The sequence below is a fragment of the Roseovarius nitratireducens genome (assembly GCF_002925845.1).
GTDB lineage: Bacteria > Pseudomonadota > Alphaproteobacteria > Rhodobacterales > Rhodobacteraceae > Roseovarius > Roseovarius nitratireducens.
On the sequence record NZ_PDNI01000018.1, the window covers coordinates 1 to 18081 of the forward strand.

At 67.5% G+C, this 18081-nt stretch carries 18 protein-coding genes and 1 tRNA gene; 11 read left to right on the forward strand and 8 right to left on the reverse strand.

The features are described from left to right. The first annotated feature begins 1 nt into the window (after position 1). The 3 genes from tuf (at position 2) to CRJ03_RS02925 (ending at position 3557) form a co-directional block, all read left to right on the forward strand. Entirely contained in the window at positions 2 to 1177 is a 1176-nt protein-coding gene (tuf, locus tag CRJ03_RS02915) for an elongation factor Tu (protein ID WP_104017425.1), read from the forward strand. Between the two features lie 290 nt (positions 1178 to 1467). Continuing rightward, the gene (locus CRJ03_RS02920; protein ID WP_104017426.1) at positions 1468 to 2322 is read left to right on the forward strand and encodes an HTD2 family dehydratase; all 855 of its coding nucleotides are present in this window, start codon (positions 1468 to 1470) and stop codon (positions 2320 to 2322) included. Beyond that, positions 2319 to 3557 carry a CoA transferase gene (locus CRJ03_RS02925; RefSeq protein ID WP_104017553.1) on the forward strand — a complete coding sequence of 413 codons (1239 nt, stop codon included), beginning with the start codon at positions 2319 to 2321 and terminating at the stop codon, positions 3555 to 3557. Before CRJ03_RS02920 ends, CRJ03_RS02925 begins: the two co-directional genes overlap by 4 nt. Before the next feature lie 262 nt (positions 3558 to 3819). On the opposite strand, the gene CRJ03_RS02930 is transcribed toward CRJ03_RS02925, so the two are convergent. The 8 genes from CRJ03_RS02930 to CRJ03_RS02965 form a co-directional block, all read right to left on the reverse strand. Further along, on the reverse strand, positions 3820 to 4881 hold the full coding sequence (locus CRJ03_RS02930) for a betaine/proline/choline family ABC transporter ATP-binding protein (RefSeq protein ID WP_104017427.1): 1062 nt from the start codon (positions 4879 to 4881) through the stop codon (positions 3820 to 3822). Between the two features lie 14 nt (positions 4882 to 4895). Next, entirely contained in the window at positions 4896 to 5942 is a 1047-nt protein-coding gene (locus CRJ03_RS02935; protein WP_104017428.1) for an ABC transporter permease, read from the reverse strand. A 97-nt stretch (positions 5943 to 6039) separates the two neighbouring features. After that, positions 6040 to 7002, reverse strand: a complete 963-nt coding sequence (locus CRJ03_RS02940) for an ABC transporter substrate-binding protein (RefSeq protein ID WP_104017429.1) — start codon at positions 7000 to 7002, stop codon at positions 6040 to 6042. A 53-nt stretch (positions 7003 to 7055) separates the two neighbouring features. Beyond that, complete coding sequence (locus tag CRJ03_RS02945; protein WP_104017430.1) at positions 7056 to 7769, reverse strand: DUF3726 domain-containing protein; 714 nt, start codon at positions 7767 to 7769, stop codon at positions 7056 to 7058. Next, entirely contained in the window at positions 7769 to 9424 is a 1656-nt protein-coding gene (locus CRJ03_RS02950; RefSeq protein ID WP_104017554.1) for a hypothetical protein, read from the reverse strand. The genes CRJ03_RS02945 and CRJ03_RS02950 overlap by 1 nt, the downstream gene beginning before the upstream one ends. 20 nt (positions 9425 to 9444) lie before the next feature. After that, positions 9445 to 10452 carry a membrane dipeptidase gene (locus CRJ03_RS02955; protein WP_104017431.1) on the reverse strand — a complete coding sequence of 336 codons (1008 nt, stop codon included), beginning with the start codon at positions 10450 to 10452 and terminating at the stop codon, positions 9445 to 9447. Next, on the reverse strand, positions 10449 to 11900 hold the full coding sequence (locus CRJ03_RS02960; protein ID WP_104017432.1) for an aldehyde dehydrogenase family protein: 1452 nt from the start codon (positions 11898 to 11900) through the stop codon (positions 10449 to 10451). Before CRJ03_RS02960 ends, CRJ03_RS02955 begins: the two co-directional genes overlap by 4 nt. Positions 11901 to 11927: 27 nt before the next feature. Further along, positions 11928 to 12929: an Ldh family oxidoreductase gene (locus CRJ03_RS02965; RefSeq protein ID WP_104017433.1), complete on the reverse strand. Its 1002-nt coding sequence runs from the start codon at positions 12927 to 12929 to the stop codon at positions 11928 to 11930. A gap of 100 nt (positions 12930 to 13029) precedes the next feature. On the opposite strand from CRJ03_RS02965, the gene CRJ03_RS02970 reads away from it, so the two are divergent. The 8 genes from CRJ03_RS02970 to rplA all read left to right on the forward strand — a co-directional run bounded on the left by CRJ03_RS02970 (position 13030) and on the right by rplA (position 17855). Then, a complete protein-coding gene (locus tag CRJ03_RS02970; protein ID WP_104017434.1) occupies positions 13030 to 13944 on the forward strand; it encodes a LysR family transcriptional regulator in 915 nt (304 codons plus the stop codon). A 15-nt stretch (positions 13945 to 13959) separates the two neighbouring features. Continuing rightward, positions 13960 to 14035 (forward strand) — tRNA-Trp (locus CRJ03_RS02975). A 100-nt stretch (positions 14036 to 14135) separates the two neighbouring features. After that, entirely contained in the window at positions 14136 to 14843 is a 708-nt protein-coding gene (locus CRJ03_RS02980; RefSeq protein WP_104017435.1) for an FkbM family methyltransferase, read from the forward strand. 138 nt (positions 14844 to 14981) lie between these two features. Beyond that, positions 14982 to 15611, forward strand: a complete 630-nt coding sequence (locus CRJ03_RS02985) for a hypothetical protein (protein ID WP_206018282.1) — start codon at positions 14982 to 14984, stop codon at positions 15609 to 15611. Between the two features lie 76 nt (positions 15612 to 15687). Beyond that, positions 15688 to 15885: a preprotein translocase subunit SecE gene (gene secE / locus CRJ03_RS02990; protein ID WP_104017437.1), complete on the forward strand. Its 198-nt coding sequence runs from the start codon at positions 15688 to 15690 to the stop codon at positions 15883 to 15885. 204 nt (positions 15886 to 16089) lie between these two features. Beyond that, positions 16090 to 16623 carry a transcription termination/antitermination protein NusG gene (gene nusG, locus CRJ03_RS02995; protein ID WP_104017438.1) on the forward strand — a complete coding sequence of 178 codons (534 nt, stop codon included), beginning with the start codon at positions 16090 to 16092 and terminating at the stop codon, positions 16621 to 16623. A gap of 108 nt (positions 16624 to 16731) precedes the next feature. Further along, positions 16732 to 17157, forward strand: coding sequence for a 50S ribosomal protein L11 (rplK, locus tag CRJ03_RS03000; RefSeq protein ID WP_104017439.1), 426 nt, complete (start codon positions 16732 to 16734; stop codon positions 17155 to 17157). Then, positions 17157 to 17855, forward strand: a complete 699-nt coding sequence (gene rplA / locus CRJ03_RS03005; protein WP_104017440.1) for a 50S ribosomal protein L1 — start codon at positions 17157 to 17159, stop codon at positions 17853 to 17855. Before rplK ends, rplA begins: the two co-directional genes overlap by 1 nt. Positions 17856 to 18081: the final 226 nt, after the last annotated feature.

Sequence of the window (18081 nt, forward strand, 5' to 3'; positions counted from 1 at the left end):
GATGGCGAAGGAAAAGTTTGACCGTTCGAAACCGCACGTGAACATCGGCACGATTGGTCACGTTGACCACGGCAAGACGACGCTGACGGCGGCGATCACGAAGTATTTTGGCGATTTCCGGGCCTATGACCAGATCGACGGCGCGCCGGAGGAGAAGGCGCGCGGGATCACGATCTCGACGGCGCACGTGGAATACGAGACCGACGCGCGCCACTACGCCCACGTCGACTGCCCCGGCCACGCCGACTACGTCAAGAACATGATCACGGGTGCCGCGCAGATGGACGGCGCGATCCTGGTGGTGAACGCCGCCGACGGGCCGATGCCGCAGACGCGCGAGCACATCCTGCTGGCGCGCCAGGTGGGGGTGCCGGCGCTGGTGGTGTTCCTCAACAAGGTCGACCAGGTCGATGACGAGGAGCTTCTGGAGCTGGTCGAGATGGAAGTGCGCGAGCTTCTGAGCTCTTACGATTTCCCCGGCGACGACATCCCGATCATCGCGGGCAGCGCGCTGGCGGCGATGGAAGGGCGCGACCCGGAGATCGGCGAGAACAAGATCCGTGAGCTGATGGCGGCGGTGGACGAGTTCATCCCGACGCCCGAGCGCGCGGTGGATCAGCCGTTCCTGATGCCGATCGAGGACGTGTTCTCGATTTCCGGCCGCGGCACGGTGGTGACGGGGCGCGTGGAGCGCGGCGTGATCAACGTCGGCGACGAGATCGAGATCGTCGGCATCCACGACACCAAGAAGACCACCTGCACCGGTGTCGAGATGTTCCGCAAGCTGCTCGACCGCGGCGAGGCGGGCGACAACATCGGTGCGCTTCTGCGCGGGATCGACCGCGAGGGCGTCGAGCGCGGGCAGGTTCTGTGCAAGCCGAAATCGGTGACGCCGCACACCAAGTTCGAGGCCGAGGCCTATATCCTGACCAAGGAAGAGGGCGGGCGGCACACGCCGTTCTTTGCCAACTACCGGCCGCAGTTCTACTTCCGCACGACGGACGTGACCGGCACGGTGGAGCTTCCCGAGGGCACGGAAATGGTGATGCCCGGTGACAACCTGAAATTCGCTGTCGAGCTGATCGCCCCCATCGCCATGGAAGACGGCCTGCGCTTCGCCATCCGTGAAGGCGGCCGCACCGTCGGCGCCGGCGTCGTCAGCAAGATCATCGAGTAATCCGCCAAGCCTGGCGAAAGGATTGAAAAGGGCGCCCCCGGGGCGCCCTTTTTGCGTGGCTGGGGCAACATGCCGCGCCTGCGGGCCTGCGCGGCATGCGCGGGCCGCCCGCCGCTATTGGGGCTGTTCTGGCCCGCGTCGGGCCGGGATTGGCCAATGTTTTCAACGCCTGTGTGGGCTTTCTGCGCGTGCGAAGCCGCTGTTGCATACAGCGGTATCCAGTTAACTATTTGAAATATTGACTTTTTTTCGGGATCGGGCAGGCTTTGCCCCCGGGAGGATCGTCACAGATGAGCGCAGGCGAACATGCCGTCTTTCAAGGGCGCACCGAGAAGAAGTCGGGCAGCATCACGCCGGTGCAGGCCGCGCAGTTGCACGCGACGCTGGGTGATGCCGACCGCCCCGCGCCGGGGCCGGGAGAGGACATGCCGCCGCTGTGGCACTGGTGCGCGTTCAACCCCACCACGCCGCTGGCCGGTCTCGCGCGCGATGGCCACCCCGTGCCCGGCGGGTTCCTGCCGCCGGTGCGGCTGGCGCGACGGATGTGGGCGAGTGGCTCTCTGAGGTTCCTAGCCCCGCTCAGGGTGGGCGAGGCGCTGCGGCAGCAGTCGCGGCTCGCGCGGGTCGAGGAGAAGGAGGGCCGCACCGGTCCGATGGTGCTGATCACGGTGGAGCACGAGGTGTCGGGCGCGCGGGGGGTGGCGATCGAGGAGGTGCAGAACATCGTCTATCTCGACATCCCCGAGAGCTTTGCGCCGCCACCCAAGAAGCCGATGCCCGGCAACCCGTCGCTGAGCGAGACGCGCATGTTGAGCGAGGCGCTGCTGTTTCGCTACTCGGCGCTCACGTTCAATGCACATCGCATCCACTACGACCTGCCCTATGCAAGGGAGGTGGAGCATTATCCCGGCCTCGTCGTGCACGGGCCGTTGCAGGCCACATGGCTGATGGAAATGGCCTGCCGGGCGCGGGGGCGGTGCCCGTCGGCGTTCGAGTTCCGGGCGGTGCATCCGATGCTGCTCACCGGTGGGCGAGCGGCGCAGGTCATGGCCGAGGAGGCGGAGGCCGGTGCGCTGCGGCTGATCACGGGGCAGGACGGCCATCAATGCACGCAGGCCACGGCGCGCTGGGAGGAGACGGCATGAGCGGGGTACTGAACGGTATGCGCGTGGTCGAGGGATCGGCCTTTGTCGCGGTGCCGTTGGCGGGCATGACGCTGGCGCAGATGGGGGCCGAGGTGATCCGCTTCGACCGGATCGGCGGCGGTCTCGATGCCGGGCGGTGGCCGCTGGCGCCAAGCGGGCAGAGCCTGTTCTGGGCCGGGCTCAACAAGGGCAAGAAATCCATCGCCGTGGACATGCAGCGACCCGAGGGGCGCGAGCTTGTGACAAGGATCATCACGGCGCCGGGCGGGGATGCGGGGATGTTCCTGACCAACCTGCGGGTGCGCGGATGGATGGATTACGAGACGCTGTCGCAGTACCGTGCCGACCTCGTCATGGTGACGCTGATGGGCGACCGGCACGGGCGGCCGCAGGTGGATTACACGGTCAATCCGTCGCTCGGCGTGCCGGACATGACCGGGCCGGCCGGCTGGACCGACCCGGTGGCCCACGCGATGCCCGCGTGGGATGTGGCGGCGGGGCATCTGGTGGTGTCGTCGCTTCTGGCGGCAGAGCGCGAGCGGCTGCGGCGCGGGCGCGGGCAAGAGGTGGAACTGTCGCTCAAGGACGTGGCGGCGGCCACCATCGGGCATCTCGGGCTGATCGGCGACGCGGCGGTGAACGGGTGTGACCGGCCCAAGGCGGGTAACGCGCTCTACGGGGCCTACGGGCAGGATTTTGTCTGCGGCTGCGGGCGGCGGGTGATGGTGATCGGGCTGACGTTGCGGCAGTGGCGCGGGCTGGTCAAGGCCACCGGCAGCGAGGCCGCGATGGCGGCACTGGCCGAGCGGACGGGGCGCGACCTGTCTGACGAGGGCGCACGGTGGCAATTGCGCGCCGAGATCACGGCGATCCTTCGCCCGTGGTTCGCCGCGCGAAGGGTGAGCGATTTTGCCGCCGATTTCGATGCGGCGGGGCTGACATGGTCGGTGTTTCGCACGGTGCGCGAGGCGCTCGACGAGGATGCGGACCTCGGGCCGGGGAACCCGATGTTCTCGGTGCTCGATCAGCCGGGTTTGGGGCGGTTCCCGGTGCCGGGGCACCCGGCGGCGTTTTCCGCGCACGCGCGCGCCGCGCCTGCCCCTGCGCCCGCGCTCGGGGCCGATACCGAGGCGGTACTGGGCGACGTGGTGGGGATGTGCGAGACCGAGATCGCGCAACTCTTCGACAATGGCGTGGTGCAGAGCCCGCGTTATTCGGCGGTGGCGGCGGGGTGAGGGCAGGGGTTGGCGTAGAGCACTCGTCGGGTAAGCCGAGTATCGACGGGCCGCGGCGCGGCGATCCAACTCTGGTTCTGCCGCGCTTTATGGCAGCCAAATCCGAAAAAGGCCCGAGCGGGACGCAGGTTCCAGCCAAATCGCCGGGCCGTGGGTGCGGCCCGTCGATGCGCGGCGGCGCGTAAACGCGCCTTTACTCCGCGCATTGGCACCAAGACCTGAACGACCGCTCCAGGCCAGCACCAGACCCATGCACCCCCCGTCACACCGCTCGGGCGCGCATGCCGTCATCGGCGGCGCTGGTGGGGACAAGCGCGCGCACGAGGTCCTGCATGTCGAGGACGCCGACCTGCCGACCCTCGCGCATGACCCGGTAGCTGAGCGCGGTATCCCCGCCCGAGACCGCGATCACCGATTCCAGGGTGTCGTCGGGGTCCACCTCTCCGGCGAACGGCCCCTCGTCCGTCGCGTTCTCTGTCATGACCGAGCGCACGCGCAGCACCCGCGCGCGGTTGATGTCGCTGATGAAGTCGACGATGTAGGGGTCGTTGGGGTGTAGCAGAATCTCCTGCGGTTCGCCCTGCTGGACCACGCGGCCATCCTTGAGGATGACGAGGTGATCGGCGAGTTTCAGCGCCTCGTCGAGATCGTGGCTGATGAACACCACGGTTTTCTGCAACTCCGCCTGCAACTCGAGCAGGAGATCCTGCATGTCGGTGCGGATAAGCGGGTCGAGCGCCGAGAACGCCTCGTCCATCAGCATGATGGGCGAGTCGGAGGCCAGCGCACGGGCGATACCCACGCGCTGTTGCATCCCCCCCGAGAGCTGGTGCGGATACTGCCCGCCCTGGCCGCCGAGGCCCACGCGATCGAGCCACTTGAGCGCGTCGTCCTGGTAGTCGGCCCGGCTCTCGCCGCGCACGGCGCGGGCCATGCCGGTGTTTTCCAACACGGTGCGGTGCGGCAGGAGTGCGAAATGCTGGAACACCATCGACATCTGCTGACGCCGTAGCCGCCGCATGTTGCGCTCGTCATAGGCGAGCACGTCCTCGCCATCCAGGAGGATCTGGCCCGCGGTCGGCTCGATCAGCCTGTTGAGGTGGCGGATGAGCGTCGATTTGCCCGAGCCCGACAGCCCCATGATGACGGTGATCTCGCCGTCCTGCATGTCGACATTGATGTCCTGAAGGCCCAGAACGTGGCCGTGCTTTTCCCACAGTTCCGGCTTGCCCACGCCTGCGTGGACATGCTCGAGCGCGCGCGCCGGATCGGGGCCGAAGATCTTGTAGAGATTGCGGATCGAGAGCTTGACGTGTTTGTCCATCGGTGCGGCCCCGTTCATGAGTTTCTCTGCACGGCACTTGCGGCATTGACGCGGGCCAGCGCCGCCTTGGTCACCCGGTCGAGGATCACCGCCAGAAGCACGATGCCCAGACCGGCGATGAGGCCCACCCCCAGCTCAAGGTTGCGGATGCCGCGCAGGACCAGCACGCCGAGCCCCGGGGCCGAGACCAGAGAGGCGATGACCACCATGGCGAGGCTCATCATGATGGTCTGGTTTACCCCCGCCATGATGTTGGGCAGCGCGAGCGGGATCTGCACCCCGTAAAGCTTTTGCCGTTTGGTCATGCCAAAGGCGTCGGCGGCCTCGATCACCTCCTTGTCCACCAGCCGGATGCCGAGATCGGTCAGGCGGATGACCGGCACGATGGCGTAGAGGATGATCGCGATGCCGTAGAGCTTGGGTTCGGTGACCGAGAACAGGAAGATCAGGGGAATGAGATAGACGAAGGGCGGCAGCGTCTGGAGCATGTCCAGAACCGGGATCGTCAGGCGCTGCATCGTGTCGCTGCGTGACATGGCGATGCCTATGGGCACGCCGAATAGCACGCAAAGGAAGGCGCAGACGAAGATGATCGCCAGCGTTTGCATGGCGAAATTGTAGTGGTCGATGAACGCGAGGAAGAGGATCGAGAAGGCCACGAAACCGACGAGCTTCAACGATTTCGAGGCGAAATAGACGACCGCGAGCAAGAGCGGGATCATGATGAACCACGGCGTGTTCTGGAACGTGTAGAGTGCGCCCTCCAGAAACCAGCTCAGTGGTTGGGTGATCGGGTCGAGCACGATCTTGAGCGAATCCTTGATGTCGAGAAAGCCGGTCTCGACGCCCTTGGTCACGTCGCGGGTGCGGGCGATGGCCGGGCAGGCCTTGTTGAGCGCGTCGAGAGAGGGGAAGGGCAGTTTCCAGATGGAGGTGCCCGCGCCCCCGCCCCCGGCCCCCTGCGCCAGCAGTTCGGCCATGCTCATCGGGGCGTCGGAGGCGTCCTTGTCGCACCATTCCCGCAGGCCGAGCCCGTCGAAGATGAAATCATATGTCGCCATTGTCCGGCTCTCCCTGCGCAGGCCCTTGGCGGGCCTTGTCTTGTTCGTTGGGCGGGCGGGGCCGCGCGCGTGGCACGGCCCCGCCCGGGGGTATCGATCACTTGATGATGCCGCTCAGCTTCTCGCCGGCCTCGTCGTTCACCCAGCCCATCCAGGTGTCCTTGTTCTGGGTCAGGTAGTAGACGGCGGCCTCTTCGGCGGAGGCGCTGTTATCCGCCTGCCATGCCAGCAGGTTGCTCAGCTCCTGGGTGCCGAAGGAAATGTTGCTGACCAGGTCGAAGATCTCGGGGTTGCGCTCGGCGAAATCCGAGGTGACGACGGTCAGAACCGGTGCCGCCGGGTAGGCCGACTTGCCCGGATTGTCGCAATCCTGCGTCTGGTTGCAATCGTGGACTTCGGGGATATGCGGCCCCATGTCCACGGCCACCATGTTGTAGCGGCCCAGCACGGCGGTCGGGCCCCAGTAATAGCCGAACCACGGTTCCTTGTTCTCGTAGGCCGAGGCCATCGCGGCGGGCAGCGTGTCGCCAGAGCCGTGGTTGAACACCTCGATGCCGTGGCCCTCGAAGTCGAACGCCTTGACGAGGTTGTCATTGGCGATCCGGCAGCCCCAGCCGTCGGGGCAGTTGTGGAAACGCCCGCCGACCAGTTCGGGGTTGGCCAGAATGCCTTCGATGGTGGCGAATTCCGGGTGCTCCTCCACGAGGTAGTCGGGCACCCACCAGTTCTCGCTGCCGCCTTCGGAGAAGACATCGGCGGCCTTGAGCACCTTGCCCTCTTCGTTGAGCTTGAAATAGGCCGGGGCCGAGTTGACCCACAGTTCGGGCACGACGTCGGGCTCGTTGTTCTCGGCCAGCGAGGTGATGGCGGTGGTGGTGGCCGAGGGCACGAGCGTCACGTCGCAGCCATAGCCCTGTACCATCAGGAACTCGGTGATCTTGGTGATGATCGAGCCGGAGGCCCAGTTCATTTCCGCCACGGAGACCTCGCCGCATTCGGCATGGGCCGCGACCGGCGCGGTCAGCGCGCCGAAGGCCAGTGCAAGTGTCAGTTTTTTCATGGTCTTACTCCCTGTTGAGTGGGTTGGTTGATGGTCGATCGTCGGAATGCGGGTCAATCATTGTCGTCCCCCGCGGCACCTGCCCCGGCACGCGATTGCGGCGAGGGCGGAACGGTGATGCGCAGCGCCAGGGCGTCTAGCGCCTGCCAGTCCCCGAGGGCGACGGCCGTGACGGTCGCGGCCTCGTGGCGCGTGGCGCCCGGTGTGGCCGGATCATGTTTGGGCGCGATGGTGATGACTGTCGCCTCGCGATGGTCTCGCTCCGGCATGGCGAAAGCCGACATGCGGCCCGCTGCGTCGAGCAGTACCTCGAAATCAGCCCAACCGATCGAGAGCCCGAGGTCAAGCCGCCCGGCCGCCCGCGCCACGAAGGGCAGGGTGACGAGCGGGTGCGCCACACGCTCCACGATCAGGGCCCCGTCCCCCGGTCCCTCGGGCAGCCCGGCGAAATCGGCGAGGGCTGCGCCGGTGCGCAGGGGGCAGTGGGCGTGCGCCCGCGCCGCCCAGCGATCGGGGGACGGGGCCGGGCGGGCCAGCGTGGCCGCGTCTTCGAGCCATCCGAGGATGATCTTCGGCCCGGCAAACCCTGCGCGCGACAGCCACGCGGCGGCCCATCCGGCCTCCTCTGCCTCGCCCCAGCCGAGCCCCGCGCCGCGCGCCGCCTTGAAGCACAGCGCGTTGATCTCCGACAGCGACAGCCGCACCGTCGCGGCCTGATGCCCGTCAGGGGCGGAGGCGCTGCGCGTGGGATCGTTGGGCGGCAGCATCACGGTGCGTCCTCCCGGTGCAGATCGTCGGGGTAGGGCGCGTCCTGGAACAGGCTGATGCGCACCCAGCGGTCCGAGCGCGGATCGAACCGCGTCGCGCCGAAGAACGCCAGCTTGCAGCGAAGCAGGTCGATGGGCAGCATGTCCGCGGCGATCAGGTTGTCGCGGATCTCGGCGAAGGGGTGGCGCGCGGCGATCTGTGCGCGGCGCGTGATGAGGCGGTGTTCGGGGTGGGCGAGCAGCAGGCGTGCGACGGGCGTGTCATCGGCCTCGTTGCGCAGGGCGTGCCAGAGCGCGGCGGCCTGCCGCCCGGTGTCGAGCGGCAACTCGCGGTTTGCGCCGTCCTCTTTGAGTCGCTCGCCAAGGCGCGGCTCCAGTTTCTCCTCGGAGATGTACCAGAAGCGGGCGCAGTGCGCGGGATCGCTGTAATCGGTGTGGATGGCCCAGTCGTAATGCTCTTGCAGGATGGCGCGCAGATCGGAGACGGGCATGGTGCCGTCGATGCCGAAATGCGCCTCCTCATCGGCCTGCATACACGCGCCCAGCCCGTCGATCAGGTCGCCATGCGGTTCCAGCATCGCCGCGAGCAGGGCCTCCTGTGCCTCCATCGGCAGGTGCGCCTGCGCCCAGCGCCAGAGCGTGTCCCAGGGGTGGGGGGCGGCAGTGTCCCATTCGGTCGCGACGAATTTCTCCAGCCGCGCCAAGCCGCCCTGCAGATCGCCGAGCTTGGTTTGCTGAATGGGGTGCGCGCTCTGCCAGTCGGTGGCGTTTTGCACCGCCGCCGCGAGCGCCGTGTGAAAGCCGGCAAGTGTCGCCGCGTCCGCAGTCTCTTGCGCGCGCACGCGGGCCAGTGCCTCTTCGCGGGCCATCATCCAGTTGTTGAGCAGCACCGGGTGCCGCACGAGGAAGGGGGCCATGCCGAGGCCGGTGGAATTGCCCACCCCCAGCCCCCGGCGCAGGTCGGGGCGCAGGCGCACCGCGCGGTCGCCGCCGCGGGCGCGGGCCAGGTGCTCGACCAAGTCGGTGGTAAAGGCGCGGGTCAGCCAGACCGACAGCATCTCGGCCTGGAACGGGGCCGAGAGCGCGGGGCGCCCGGCGATCATCGCGCGGTCGGCAGCGCCGAACTTGCCCGAGCCGTAGACGGCGGTGGTGCGCATGAGATAGCCGGTCTCGCGCAGCATCGTCTCGTCCGGCTGCCGCCCCGTCGCCAGCCGCTCGACCACATGGTTGAAGAGCCGAACCGACCGGTTCGCGCGGCTGAGCGACAGCTCTCGGGGCGTGACGCGCCCGGCCTCCTGCAGCGGCACGTTGGCCGCGAGCCGGTCGAGATCAGCCGCGTCCGGTGTGCCGTCGAAGAGCGCGAAGGTCGCGTCCCACGCGGTGGCGATCACACGGTCGGAGCGTTGGTCGGCGGGCAGGTCGTGGCCAAAGGCCACGAGGCTGAGGCTGCCGCCCGGAGTGCGCATCCGGTAAACCGCGCGGCCCACGCCGCGCGCGTCCATGTCCCACACGGGGCGGTCGAAGGCCCAGCCCTCGGCCTCGACCCGGCGCAGCAATTGGCGCAGGAACGACAGCCGCGTCGGGTGGCTGCATCCCATCCGGTCGAGGCGCATGACCTGCGCCGGGGAGCGTCGGAACGCCGCCGCCTGCGGCATGGGGTTGCGGCTCTCGCAGGTCACTGCGCGGCCTCCTTGCAGCGGGGGGCAAGGCTGCCGAAGCTCTCGGCGAAGAAGCGTGCCCAGTTGCCGCCCATGATGCCCGTCACCTCCGTCTCGCTCATGCCGGTGGCGCGCAGCCCTTGGGCGATATTATCGAAATCGCGATTGTCGCGGAACCAGTCGGGCATGGGCGGAAAGCCGGGATTGTCGGCGCTGCCCTCGCCGAAGTCGCGGCGTTTCGTCCAGCGGCCCGCGCGCATCCAGTCTACCACGCTGTCGGGTTGATCCTGGCACAGGTCCGACCCGATGCCGACGCGGTCGGTGCCCATCCGCTCGGCGGTGCGCGCGATCATCTCGCAAAACTCCGTGAGCGTGCAGTCGCCGCCGCCCTTGAGGTGGTGGGGGTAGATCGAAAAGCCCAGCATCCCGCCGCTTTGCGCCAGCGCGTCGAGCACGCGGTCGGACTTGTTGCGCAGGGCGGGATGCCAGCTTGCGGGGTTGGCATGGGTGATGGCGATGGGGCGGGTGGAGTGCTCGATGGCCTCGAGCGTGGAGCGCTCGCCGGAATGGCTCATGTCCACGACAAGCCCGACGCGGTTCATCTCGGCCACCACCTCGCGGCCCATGCGGGTGAGGCCGGTATCCTCGGCCTCGTAGCATCCCGTCGCCAGCAGCGACTGGTTGTTGTAGGTCAGTTGCATGAAGCGCAGGCCCAGCCGGTGCAGCACCTCGATCAGGCCGATATCGTCCTCCATGCAGGAGGGATTCTGCGAGCCGAAGAAGATCGCGGTGCGATTGGTCGCTTGGGCCAGCGCGATGTCATCGGCGGTGAAGCCCTGGAAGATCAGGTCGGGGTAGCGCTCGAACCAGCGGTTCCACGCCTCGATGTTGAGCACCGTTTCGCGGAAATTCTCGTGGTACGTGATGGTGACATGCACCGCATCGACATTGCCCGCGCGCATCTGGCGAAAAATTGTCTCTGACCAGTTGGCATATTGCAGGGCGTCGATGCGGGGCGGTGTCATGCGGGCACCCCCGAATGGATGTAGGACGTCTTGACCGTGGTGTAGAATTCCTGCGCCGAGCGGCCCTGTTCGCGGGGGCCATAGCTCGATGCGCCGCGCCCGCCGAAGGGGACGTGGTAATCGGTGCCGGCGGTGGGCAGGTTTACCATCACGCAGCCCGCGCGCGCGTTGCGGCGGAAATGCGTGGCGCGGGCGAGCGAGCGGGTCATGATCCCGGCGGTCAGGCCGAATTCGGTGTCGTTGGCCATGTGCAACGCCTCGTCGTAGCTGCCCGCCTTGAGGATGCAGGTGACGGGCGCGAACATTTCCTCGCGGTTGATACGCATGGCGTTGTCGGTGCCCGCGAAAACGGCGGGGGCCATGTAATAGCCGTCGGTCGGGCGCTCCAGCCGCGTGCCGCCGCAGAGAAGCTCTGCGCCCTCGGATTGGCCCAGCTTGATGTAATCGAGATTGCCGCTGAGTTGCCCTTCGCTGACGACGGGGCCGATCTGCGTGCCGTCTTCCAGCGCGTGGCCCACCTTTAGCGCCTGCGTGGCCGCAACGAGTTTCTCGACGAAGGCGTCATGGATGCCGTCCTGCACGATCAGCCGCGATGCGGCGGTGCATTTCTGCCCGGTGCCGCCAAAGGCCGCGTTCGCGGCATGGGCCACCGCCAGATCGAGATCGCAGTCGTCGCAGATCACCATCGGGTTCTTGGAGCCCATTTCCATCTGGATTTTTGTCATGTTGGCCATCGCCGCCGCCGCGATGCCCCGGCCCACGGGGACCGATCCGGTAAAGCTGATGGCGTCCACGCCTCGGCTCTCGACAAGGCGCTGCCCCACCTCGCGCCCCGGCCCCATGACGAGGTTGAACAGCCCCCCTGGCAGGTCCTGCCGCGCGATGATCTCTGTCAGTGCCACGGCGCTGGCGGGTGTCTGGTTGGCGGGTTTCCAGATCACGGCGTTGCCGAAGGCCAGCGCCGGCGCGATCTTCCACGCGGGGGTGGCGATGGGGAAATTCCACGGGCTGATGATCGCCACCACGCCCACCGGCTCGCGGCGCACGTCGATCTCGATATCCGGGCGCACGCTATCGGCGGTGTCGCCCAGTTGGCGCAGCGCCTCGGCGGCGAAATAGGTAAAGAACTGCCCGGCGCGATAGGTCTCGCCCTTGCCCTCGGCCAGCGGCTTGCCCTCTTCGCGGGCGATCATGGCCCCGATTTCCCCGGCGCGGGCCATCAGCTCGGTGCCGATGGCCATCAGCACGTCATGGCGTTTCTGCGGGCCGGTGGCGCCCCATTGGGCCTGTGCCTTGCGGGCAGCAGAGAGGGCGGCGTCGAGCTGCGCCGCGTCGGCCTGCGCGTAGTGGCCGATCATGTCCGAAAGGTCGGACGGGTTGCGATTCTCGACGGTGCCTGCGCCGTCCTGCCAGTCGCCTGCGATGAAATTGCGGGTCTCGTTGGTCATGCTCGTCCTTTTGGTTGTCGCGGGGCCTCAGGCCGCCGCGATCCGGTCCAGTAGCTCTTGTGGTACGGCGACGCCCTCGGTCTCGATGCGGGCGCGGTTGGCGGCGCGGCGGGCGCCGGGCAGGCGGGCGCCCTCTTGTTCGGCGATGCTCTGGGCCAGCCGCGCCATGGCGGGGCCGAAGGCGTCGCCGGAGAATGCCGCCGGGTCGATCGCGATGAAGAATTGCCCGGTGCCGGGTGGCCCGCCCTTGGGGCCGGAAAACGGGCTGGCGTCGAGCCCGAGATTGCCCCCGGAGAGGGCGGCGGCGAATATCTCGACCATCAGCCCCGCGCCGAAGCCTTTTTGCCCGCCCGCGGGGCGCATCGAGCCTGCGAGCGCGGCCTCGGCGTCCTCGGTCGGGTTGCCGCTCGAGTCGAGCGCCCAGCCCGGCTCGATCTTCTCGCCCTGGCGCGCGCGCAGCACGATCTCGGATTTCGCGATGGCGCTGGCGGACTGGTCGATGACCAGCCGTGCGCCGCCCGCATCATCGGGCACGGCGAGCGCGAAGGGGTTGGTGCCGATCACCGGGCGGTGGCCGCCGGTGGGGGCCATCGAGGCGGGGGCGTTGGTGAAGCAGAGGCCCACCAGCCCGTCCCCGGCCAGCCGCTCGGCATGGTGGCCCAGCACGCCGCAATTGTAGGAGCGGTGCACGGACATCGCCGCGATGCCCTGATCGCGGGCGGCAGAGGTGAGGGCGGGCCAGCCCGCGTCGATGGCGGCATGGGCAAAGCCGTGCGCGGCATCGACCCGCACCGCGCCGGGGCGGGGCTGTGTGAGCTGTGGCTCGGCGTCGCCCAGAACCTTGCCGCAGCGCAGATGCTCGGCATAGACGGGTACGTACATGAGGCCGTGACTGCGGATGCCGTCGCGTTCGGCGAGTCGGGTGGAGCGCGCGACCGGGGCCGCCTGCGCGGGTGAGGCTCCGGCGCGCAGGAGTGCGTCGCGCGCCAGGGTTTCGATGGTGTCGAGATCCAGATGCTGTGCCGTCACGCGGGCCCCCCTTTGCAACGACCCGAGAGTGTGGAGGGGGAGAGATAAGGTCAATCGAATTTAACTTGAATGAACTTCAGTTAATCTGAAATATGGGTGCATGATCGGCATCACCTCCCTGCGCGTTTTCGTGCATGTCGCGGATTGCGGCAATATCCGCGACGCGGCGGCGCGGCTCTATCGCACGCCCTCGGCGGTTTCGATGACGCTCAAGAGCCTCGAGCAGGACCTGGGCGCGCCGCTGTTCGAGAGCGACCGCAAGAATCGGCTGACCGCGCTGGGCGCGGAGGTGCGGGGGATCGCGGCGGAGATGCTGCGCGAGCACGACCGCGCGCTGGAGCGGGTCGAGGCGGTGGCAACGGGACGGCAGGGGCGGCTGCAACTGGCGTCGGTGCCCTCGGTTGCCGCCGAACTGCTGCCGGGGCTCCTGGCGGAGTTTCTCGATGCGCGGCCCGGGGTGACGATCGAACTGGTCGATACCGACAGCCGCAGCGTGCACGCGATGGTGGCGGATGGCACGGTCGAGCTGGGCATCGCGGGTGTGGCGGCCCCCGCTGCGGGGCTGAGCTTTGCGCCGCTGTTTCGCGATCCGTTCCGGCTGGTTTGCCGGCGGGGTCACAAGCTGGCGGCGCGGGCGCACCCGTTGGGCTGGACCGATCTCGCAGGGGAGCGGATCATCGGCAACAACGCCGCGGCGGCGATCGTGGCGGAGGAGTACCGGGCGCTGGTCGCCGCCTCGACGCTGCGGGCGCGCAACGTCATTTCGCTCCTGGCGCTGGTGCGGGCGGGGGCGGGGGTGACGCTCTTGCCGCAGCTGGCCACGGTGTCGCTGACGCCGGACCTGGTGGCGCTGCCGCTGGCGGATCCGGCGGCCGAGCGCGAGGTGGGCGTGGTGCTGCGAGAGGGGCGCAGCCCGAGCCCGGTCTGCCGCGCCTTTCTCGGCGGTCTGACCGAGGCCTGCCGCGCCCCGATTTCCGCCGCGCGCCCGCTTGACGGAGCGGGCGAAAGACAATAACACCGCCGCCACGATAGGGGTATAGCTCAGCTGGTAGAGCGACGGTCTCCAAAACCGTAGGTCGCGGGTTCGAACCCTGCTGCCCCTGCCATTTCCTCCCGCTCTCGCATTTCGTCGCGCTACGGCTGCGCTGGCTTGTGCGCGCGGGGCCGATTGGCTAAACGGCCCGTATTCTCATCCCGGGGCCGCCCATGAAACAACTGTTGAAGCGCGCCATTCCGCATTCTTTGCGGCGGCGTGTCCACGAGGGCAAGCGGACCCACATGCGCGCGGCGATGAAGCGGATCGCGGGGCGCGGCGGGCTCGACATCGGGACGGTGATCGACGTGGGGGCCTCTGACGGGCGCTGGTCGGCGCAGGCGATGGAGTATCTGCCCCCCTGCGATTACGTGCTGGTCGAGGCCAACCCGCACCATCGCCCGGCGCTGGAGGCGTTCTGCGCCACCCATCCGCGCACCCGCTTTGTTATGGCGGCGGCAAGCGACCGGGCGGGCATGGTGCGCTTCAACGCCGACGACCCGTTCGGCGGCAAGGCCGAACCCGGCGAGGGGCAGGCGGCGCTCGAGGTCGAGGCGGTGCGGCTCGACGACGTGGTGAGCGCGGGTGACGGGCCGTTCGCGATAAAGCTCGACACGCATGGCTACGAGGTGCCGATCCTCGAGGGGGCCGAGCGGTGCCTGAAAGAGGCCGCGCTGGTCATCATCGAGACCTACGGCTTTCGCATCGCGCCAGAGGCGCTGCTGTTTCACGAGATGGTCGCACTGATGCGCGAGCGTGGCTTCGGCGTGGCCGATATGTCCGATCCGCTGTGGCGGCCCGGCGACCGGATGTTCTGGCAGGTGGACCTGTATTTCCAACCGCTGACGCGCCCGGAATTCGCGCGCGCGACCTATGCCTGAGACCGCCGTGGACCGGCCCACGATCGTGGAGAATACGTCTAAACTGTGGTGAAAATGCGAATCTCCACAGTTTTGACGCTTGTTTGCCACGTTTGTGCCACATTTGCGCCTCATCCACGCCACCAATCGGCATGGGCCTTGCGCTATATGCTGATCCGCGTGGGGGCGTGGAACGGGATGAAGAGTGCTGCCGTCATGACATATCGCATGGAATCGGGGACCGCCCCTGCCGACCATTTCGCTGCCGGTCTCGAGGAATACGAGGGCCGGACGCCCGAGGACGCGGCGACCACGGAGATCGCCGTGCGCAACGCCGTGCACACCATCGAAAAGCTGATGCGCGAGGAGCGCAAGCGCCGCGTGCGTGCGGGGCTGCCCGAACTCGTGCTGCCCGACGAGATCGCGGCGGAGCAGCAGGCGCACGCGCGGCGCAGGTCGGGAATTCGAAAGACGGCGCGCGTGGGCGACACGCTGGCGCGGTTGCGGGCATGGCGGCCCGGCCCCGTGCACGCGGCATGGGCCGCGGCCTTCGTGGCGGTGCTCATGTGGCCGAAGGGGGTGCTTGTCGCGCTGTTCGCGGCGTTCGTGATCTGCCTGGCCTGCGTGGCGCTGTTTGGCCCCGAGTTCCTCGAACGGTCGCGCGACCGCGCGGCGCGGCTGTTTGCGCGGCGCGACGATGGACGTGGCGCGCGCGGGGACACCGGTGATGAAGAGATGCCCGAGGCGCGCCCCGATCCGTTCGACCGGCTGCATGACCTGCGTGGCTGAGGCGGTGCTCTGCCCTTGAATTCGGCGCGTGGCCCGCGTATGTCGCGCCATGACGATTTCAGGAAAGACCGTGCAGATGGCTCAAACCAACCCGCTCCAGTTCATTCAGCAGGTCCGTTCGGAAGTGGCCAAGGTGGTCTGGCCCGCCCGGCGCGAGGTGCTTCTGACCACTGTGATGGTGTTCATCATGGCGACGCTGACGGCGATTTTCTTTGCGCTGGTCGATCTGGCGATCCGCGGCGGGTTGCAGGGCATTCTGGGGATATTCGGGTGAGCCGCCGTCGTGAGGGGCGTGCCGGCGGCGAGAAAGGCCTTGAAATCAGCACGAAACGGGGATAGTTCGCCCCACACTCCGGATGTTGGCGCGCGGCGATTCGTGTTGCGCGCCGCTTTTCATTGTGGGGATGGCGGCTGCAGCCGCTTGAAAGTTCAAGGAAACACGGCGCAAAGCCGGTGAATACAAGGGCATGGATCGGCGATGGCAAAGCGGTGGTACTCGGTGAGCGTTCTCTCGAATTTCGAGAAGAAGATCGCCGAGCAGATCAGGCAATCGGTCGCCGATACCGGTCTCGAGGACGAGATCGACGAGGTTCTGGTACCTACCGAGGAAGTGATCGAGATCCGCCGCGGCAAGAAGGTCACCGCCGAGCGGCGATTCATGCCCGGCTACGTGCTGGTGCACATGGAGATGTCGGACCGGGGCTATCACCTGATCAACTCGATCAACCGGGTTACGGGCTTTCTGGGACCGCAAGGGCGCCCGATGCCGATGCGCGATGCCGAGGTGAACGCGATCCTCAACCGCGTTCAGGAAGGCGAGGAGAGCCCGCGCACGCTGATCCATTTCGAGATCGGCGAGAGGGTCAAGGTCAACGACGGCCCGTTCGAGGATTTCGACGGGATGGTCGAGGCCGTGGACGACGACAACCAGCGCCTGAAGGTGTCGGTGTCGATCTTTGGCCGGGAGACGCCGGTCGAACTGGAATTCACACAGGTCACCAAGCAGACCTGACGATGTGAGCCGTGGGAGGCGAGGCGGCCGCGGCCGCCGGACCGGACCACACAACGCAAGAGCCGGAGGGGCGCGCCCCGACGGTGTTGGAAGCGAAGGAGAGGCCATATGGCCAAGAAACTGATCGGGAAGCTCAAGCTGCAGGTGAAAGCCGGGCAAGCCAATCCCAGCCCGCCCGTCGGCCCGGCACTGGGCCAGCGCGGCATCAATATCATGGAATTCTGCAAGGCGTTCAACGCGCGTACCGCGGACATGGAGCCCGGTGCGCCGTGCCCGACCGTGATTTCCTATTACCAGGACAAGTCGTTCGACATGGAGATCAAGACGCCGCCGGCGTCGCATTATCTCAAGCAGGCGGCGAAGCTGAAATCCGGCGGCAAGACCCCGGGCCGTGCCACCGCGGGCACCGTGAGCACCAAGCAGGTGCGCGAGATCGCCGAGGCCAAGATGCAGGACCTCAACGCAAATTCTGTCGAGGCGGCCATGCAGATCATTCTGGGCAGCGCGCGCTCCATGGGCATCGAGGTGAAGTGATGGCAAAGCTTGGAAAACGGACCCGCGCGCTGCGCGAAGCTGCCGCTGGCAAGGACAATCTCAGCGTCGAGGACGCGGTCGCGCTCATCAAGGGCAACGCCACCGCGAAATTCGACGAAACGGTTGAAATCTCGCTGAACCTGGGCGTCGATCCGCGCCACGCGGACCAGATGGTTCGCGGCGTCGTGGGCCTGCCCAACGGCACCGGCAAGACGGTGCGCGTGGCGGTCTTTGCCCGTGGGGCCAAGGCCGAGGAAGCACAGGCCGCGGGCGCCGACATCGTGGGCGCCGAGGACCTGATGGAAACCGTCCAAGGCGGCACGATCGAGTTTGATCGCTGCATCGCCACGCCCGACATGATGCCCGTCGTGGGCCGTCTGGGCAAGGTGCTGGGCCCGCGCAACCTGATGCCGAACCCCAAGGTCGGCACGGTGACGATGGACGTGGCGCAGGCCGTCAAGGACGCCAAGGGCGGACAGGTGCAGTTCAAGGCCGAGAAGGCCGGTGTGGTGCACGCGGGCGTCGGCAAGGCGTCGTTCGACGCCGAGAAGCTGGCCGAGAACGTGCGCGCCTTTGTCTCTGCCGTGCAGAAGGCCAAGCCGACGGGGGCCAAGGGCACCTACGTGAAGAAGATCTCGCTGTCGTCCACGATGGGCGCGGGCGTGACGATCGACATCAACAGCGCCGCTGTTGAGTAAGAATTCGCGCCCGGATCGGTGATCCGGGCCGAATGGCGGGGCCGTATCCCGGCCCTGTCCTGTCCGAGACGGAGGGTTCGCCCGGTGGTTTGTAAGCCAGGGGTGTATAAATCCTTCCCGAGATGGGGAACGAGATGAGATTTCCGGCGGCGGCATTCGCTCTCGGGTGATCTTGGCCTCGGGACCCTGACATTGGACCCGAACGCCGCCCCATGGAGGGTGGCAA

Coding starts and splice junctions, on each gene's coding strand:
- tuf (WP_104017425.1), top strand. CDS start 2: ATGGCGAAGGAAAAGTTTGACCGTTCGAAACCGCACGTGAACATCGGC.
- CRJ03_RS02920 (WP_104017426.1), top strand. CDS start 1,468: ATGAGCGCAGGCGAACATGCCGTCTTTCAAGGGCGCACCGAGAAGAAG.
- CRJ03_RS02925 (WP_104017553.1), top strand. CDS start 2,319: ATGAGCGGGGTACTGAACGGTATGCGCGTGGTCGAGGGATCGGCCTTT.
- CRJ03_RS02930 (WP_104017427.1), bottom strand. CDS start 4,881: ATGGACAAACACGTCAAGCTCTCGATCCGCAATCTCTACAAGATCTTC.
- CRJ03_RS02935 (WP_104017428.1), bottom strand. CDS start 5,942: ATGGCGACATATGATTTCATCTTCGACGGGCTCGGCCTGCGGGAATGG.
- CRJ03_RS02940 (WP_104017429.1), bottom strand. CDS start 7,002: ATGAAAAAACTGACACTTGCACTGGCCTTCGGCGCGCTGACCGCGCCG.
- CRJ03_RS02945 (WP_104017430.1), bottom strand. CDS start 7,769: ATGCTGCCGCCCAACGATCCCACGCGCAGCGCCTCCGCCCCTGACGGG.
- CRJ03_RS02950 (WP_104017554.1), bottom strand. CDS start 9,424: ATGCCGCAGGCGGCGGCGTTCCGACGCTCCCCGGCGCAGGTCATGCGC.
- CRJ03_RS02955 (WP_104017431.1), bottom strand. CDS start 10,452: ATGACACCGCCCCGCATCGACGCCCTGCAATATGCCAACTGGTCAGAG.
- CRJ03_RS02960 (WP_104017432.1), bottom strand. CDS start 11,900: ATGACCAACGAGACCCGCAATTTCATCGCAGGCGACTGGCAGGACGGC.
- CRJ03_RS02970 (WP_104017434.1), top strand. CDS start 13,030: ATGATCGGCATCACCTCCCTGCGCGTTTTCGTGCATGTCGCGGATTGC.
- CRJ03_RS02980 (WP_104017435.1), top strand. CDS start 14,136: ATGAAACAACTGTTGAAGCGCGCCATTCCGCATTCTTTGCGGCGGCGT.
- secE (WP_104017437.1), top strand. CDS start 15,688: ATGGCTCAAACCAACCCGCTCCAGTTCATTCAGCAGGTCCGTTCGGAA.
- nusG (WP_104017438.1), top strand. CDS start 16,090: ATGGCAAAGCGGTGGTACTCGGTGAGCGTTCTCTCGAATTTCGAGAAG.
- rplK (WP_104017439.1), top strand. CDS start 16,732: ATGGCCAAGAAACTGATCGGGAAGCTCAAGCTGCAGGTGAAAGCCGGG.
- rplA (WP_104017440.1), top strand. CDS start 17,157: ATGGCAAAGCTTGGAAAACGGACCCGCGCGCTGCGCGAAGCTGCCGCT.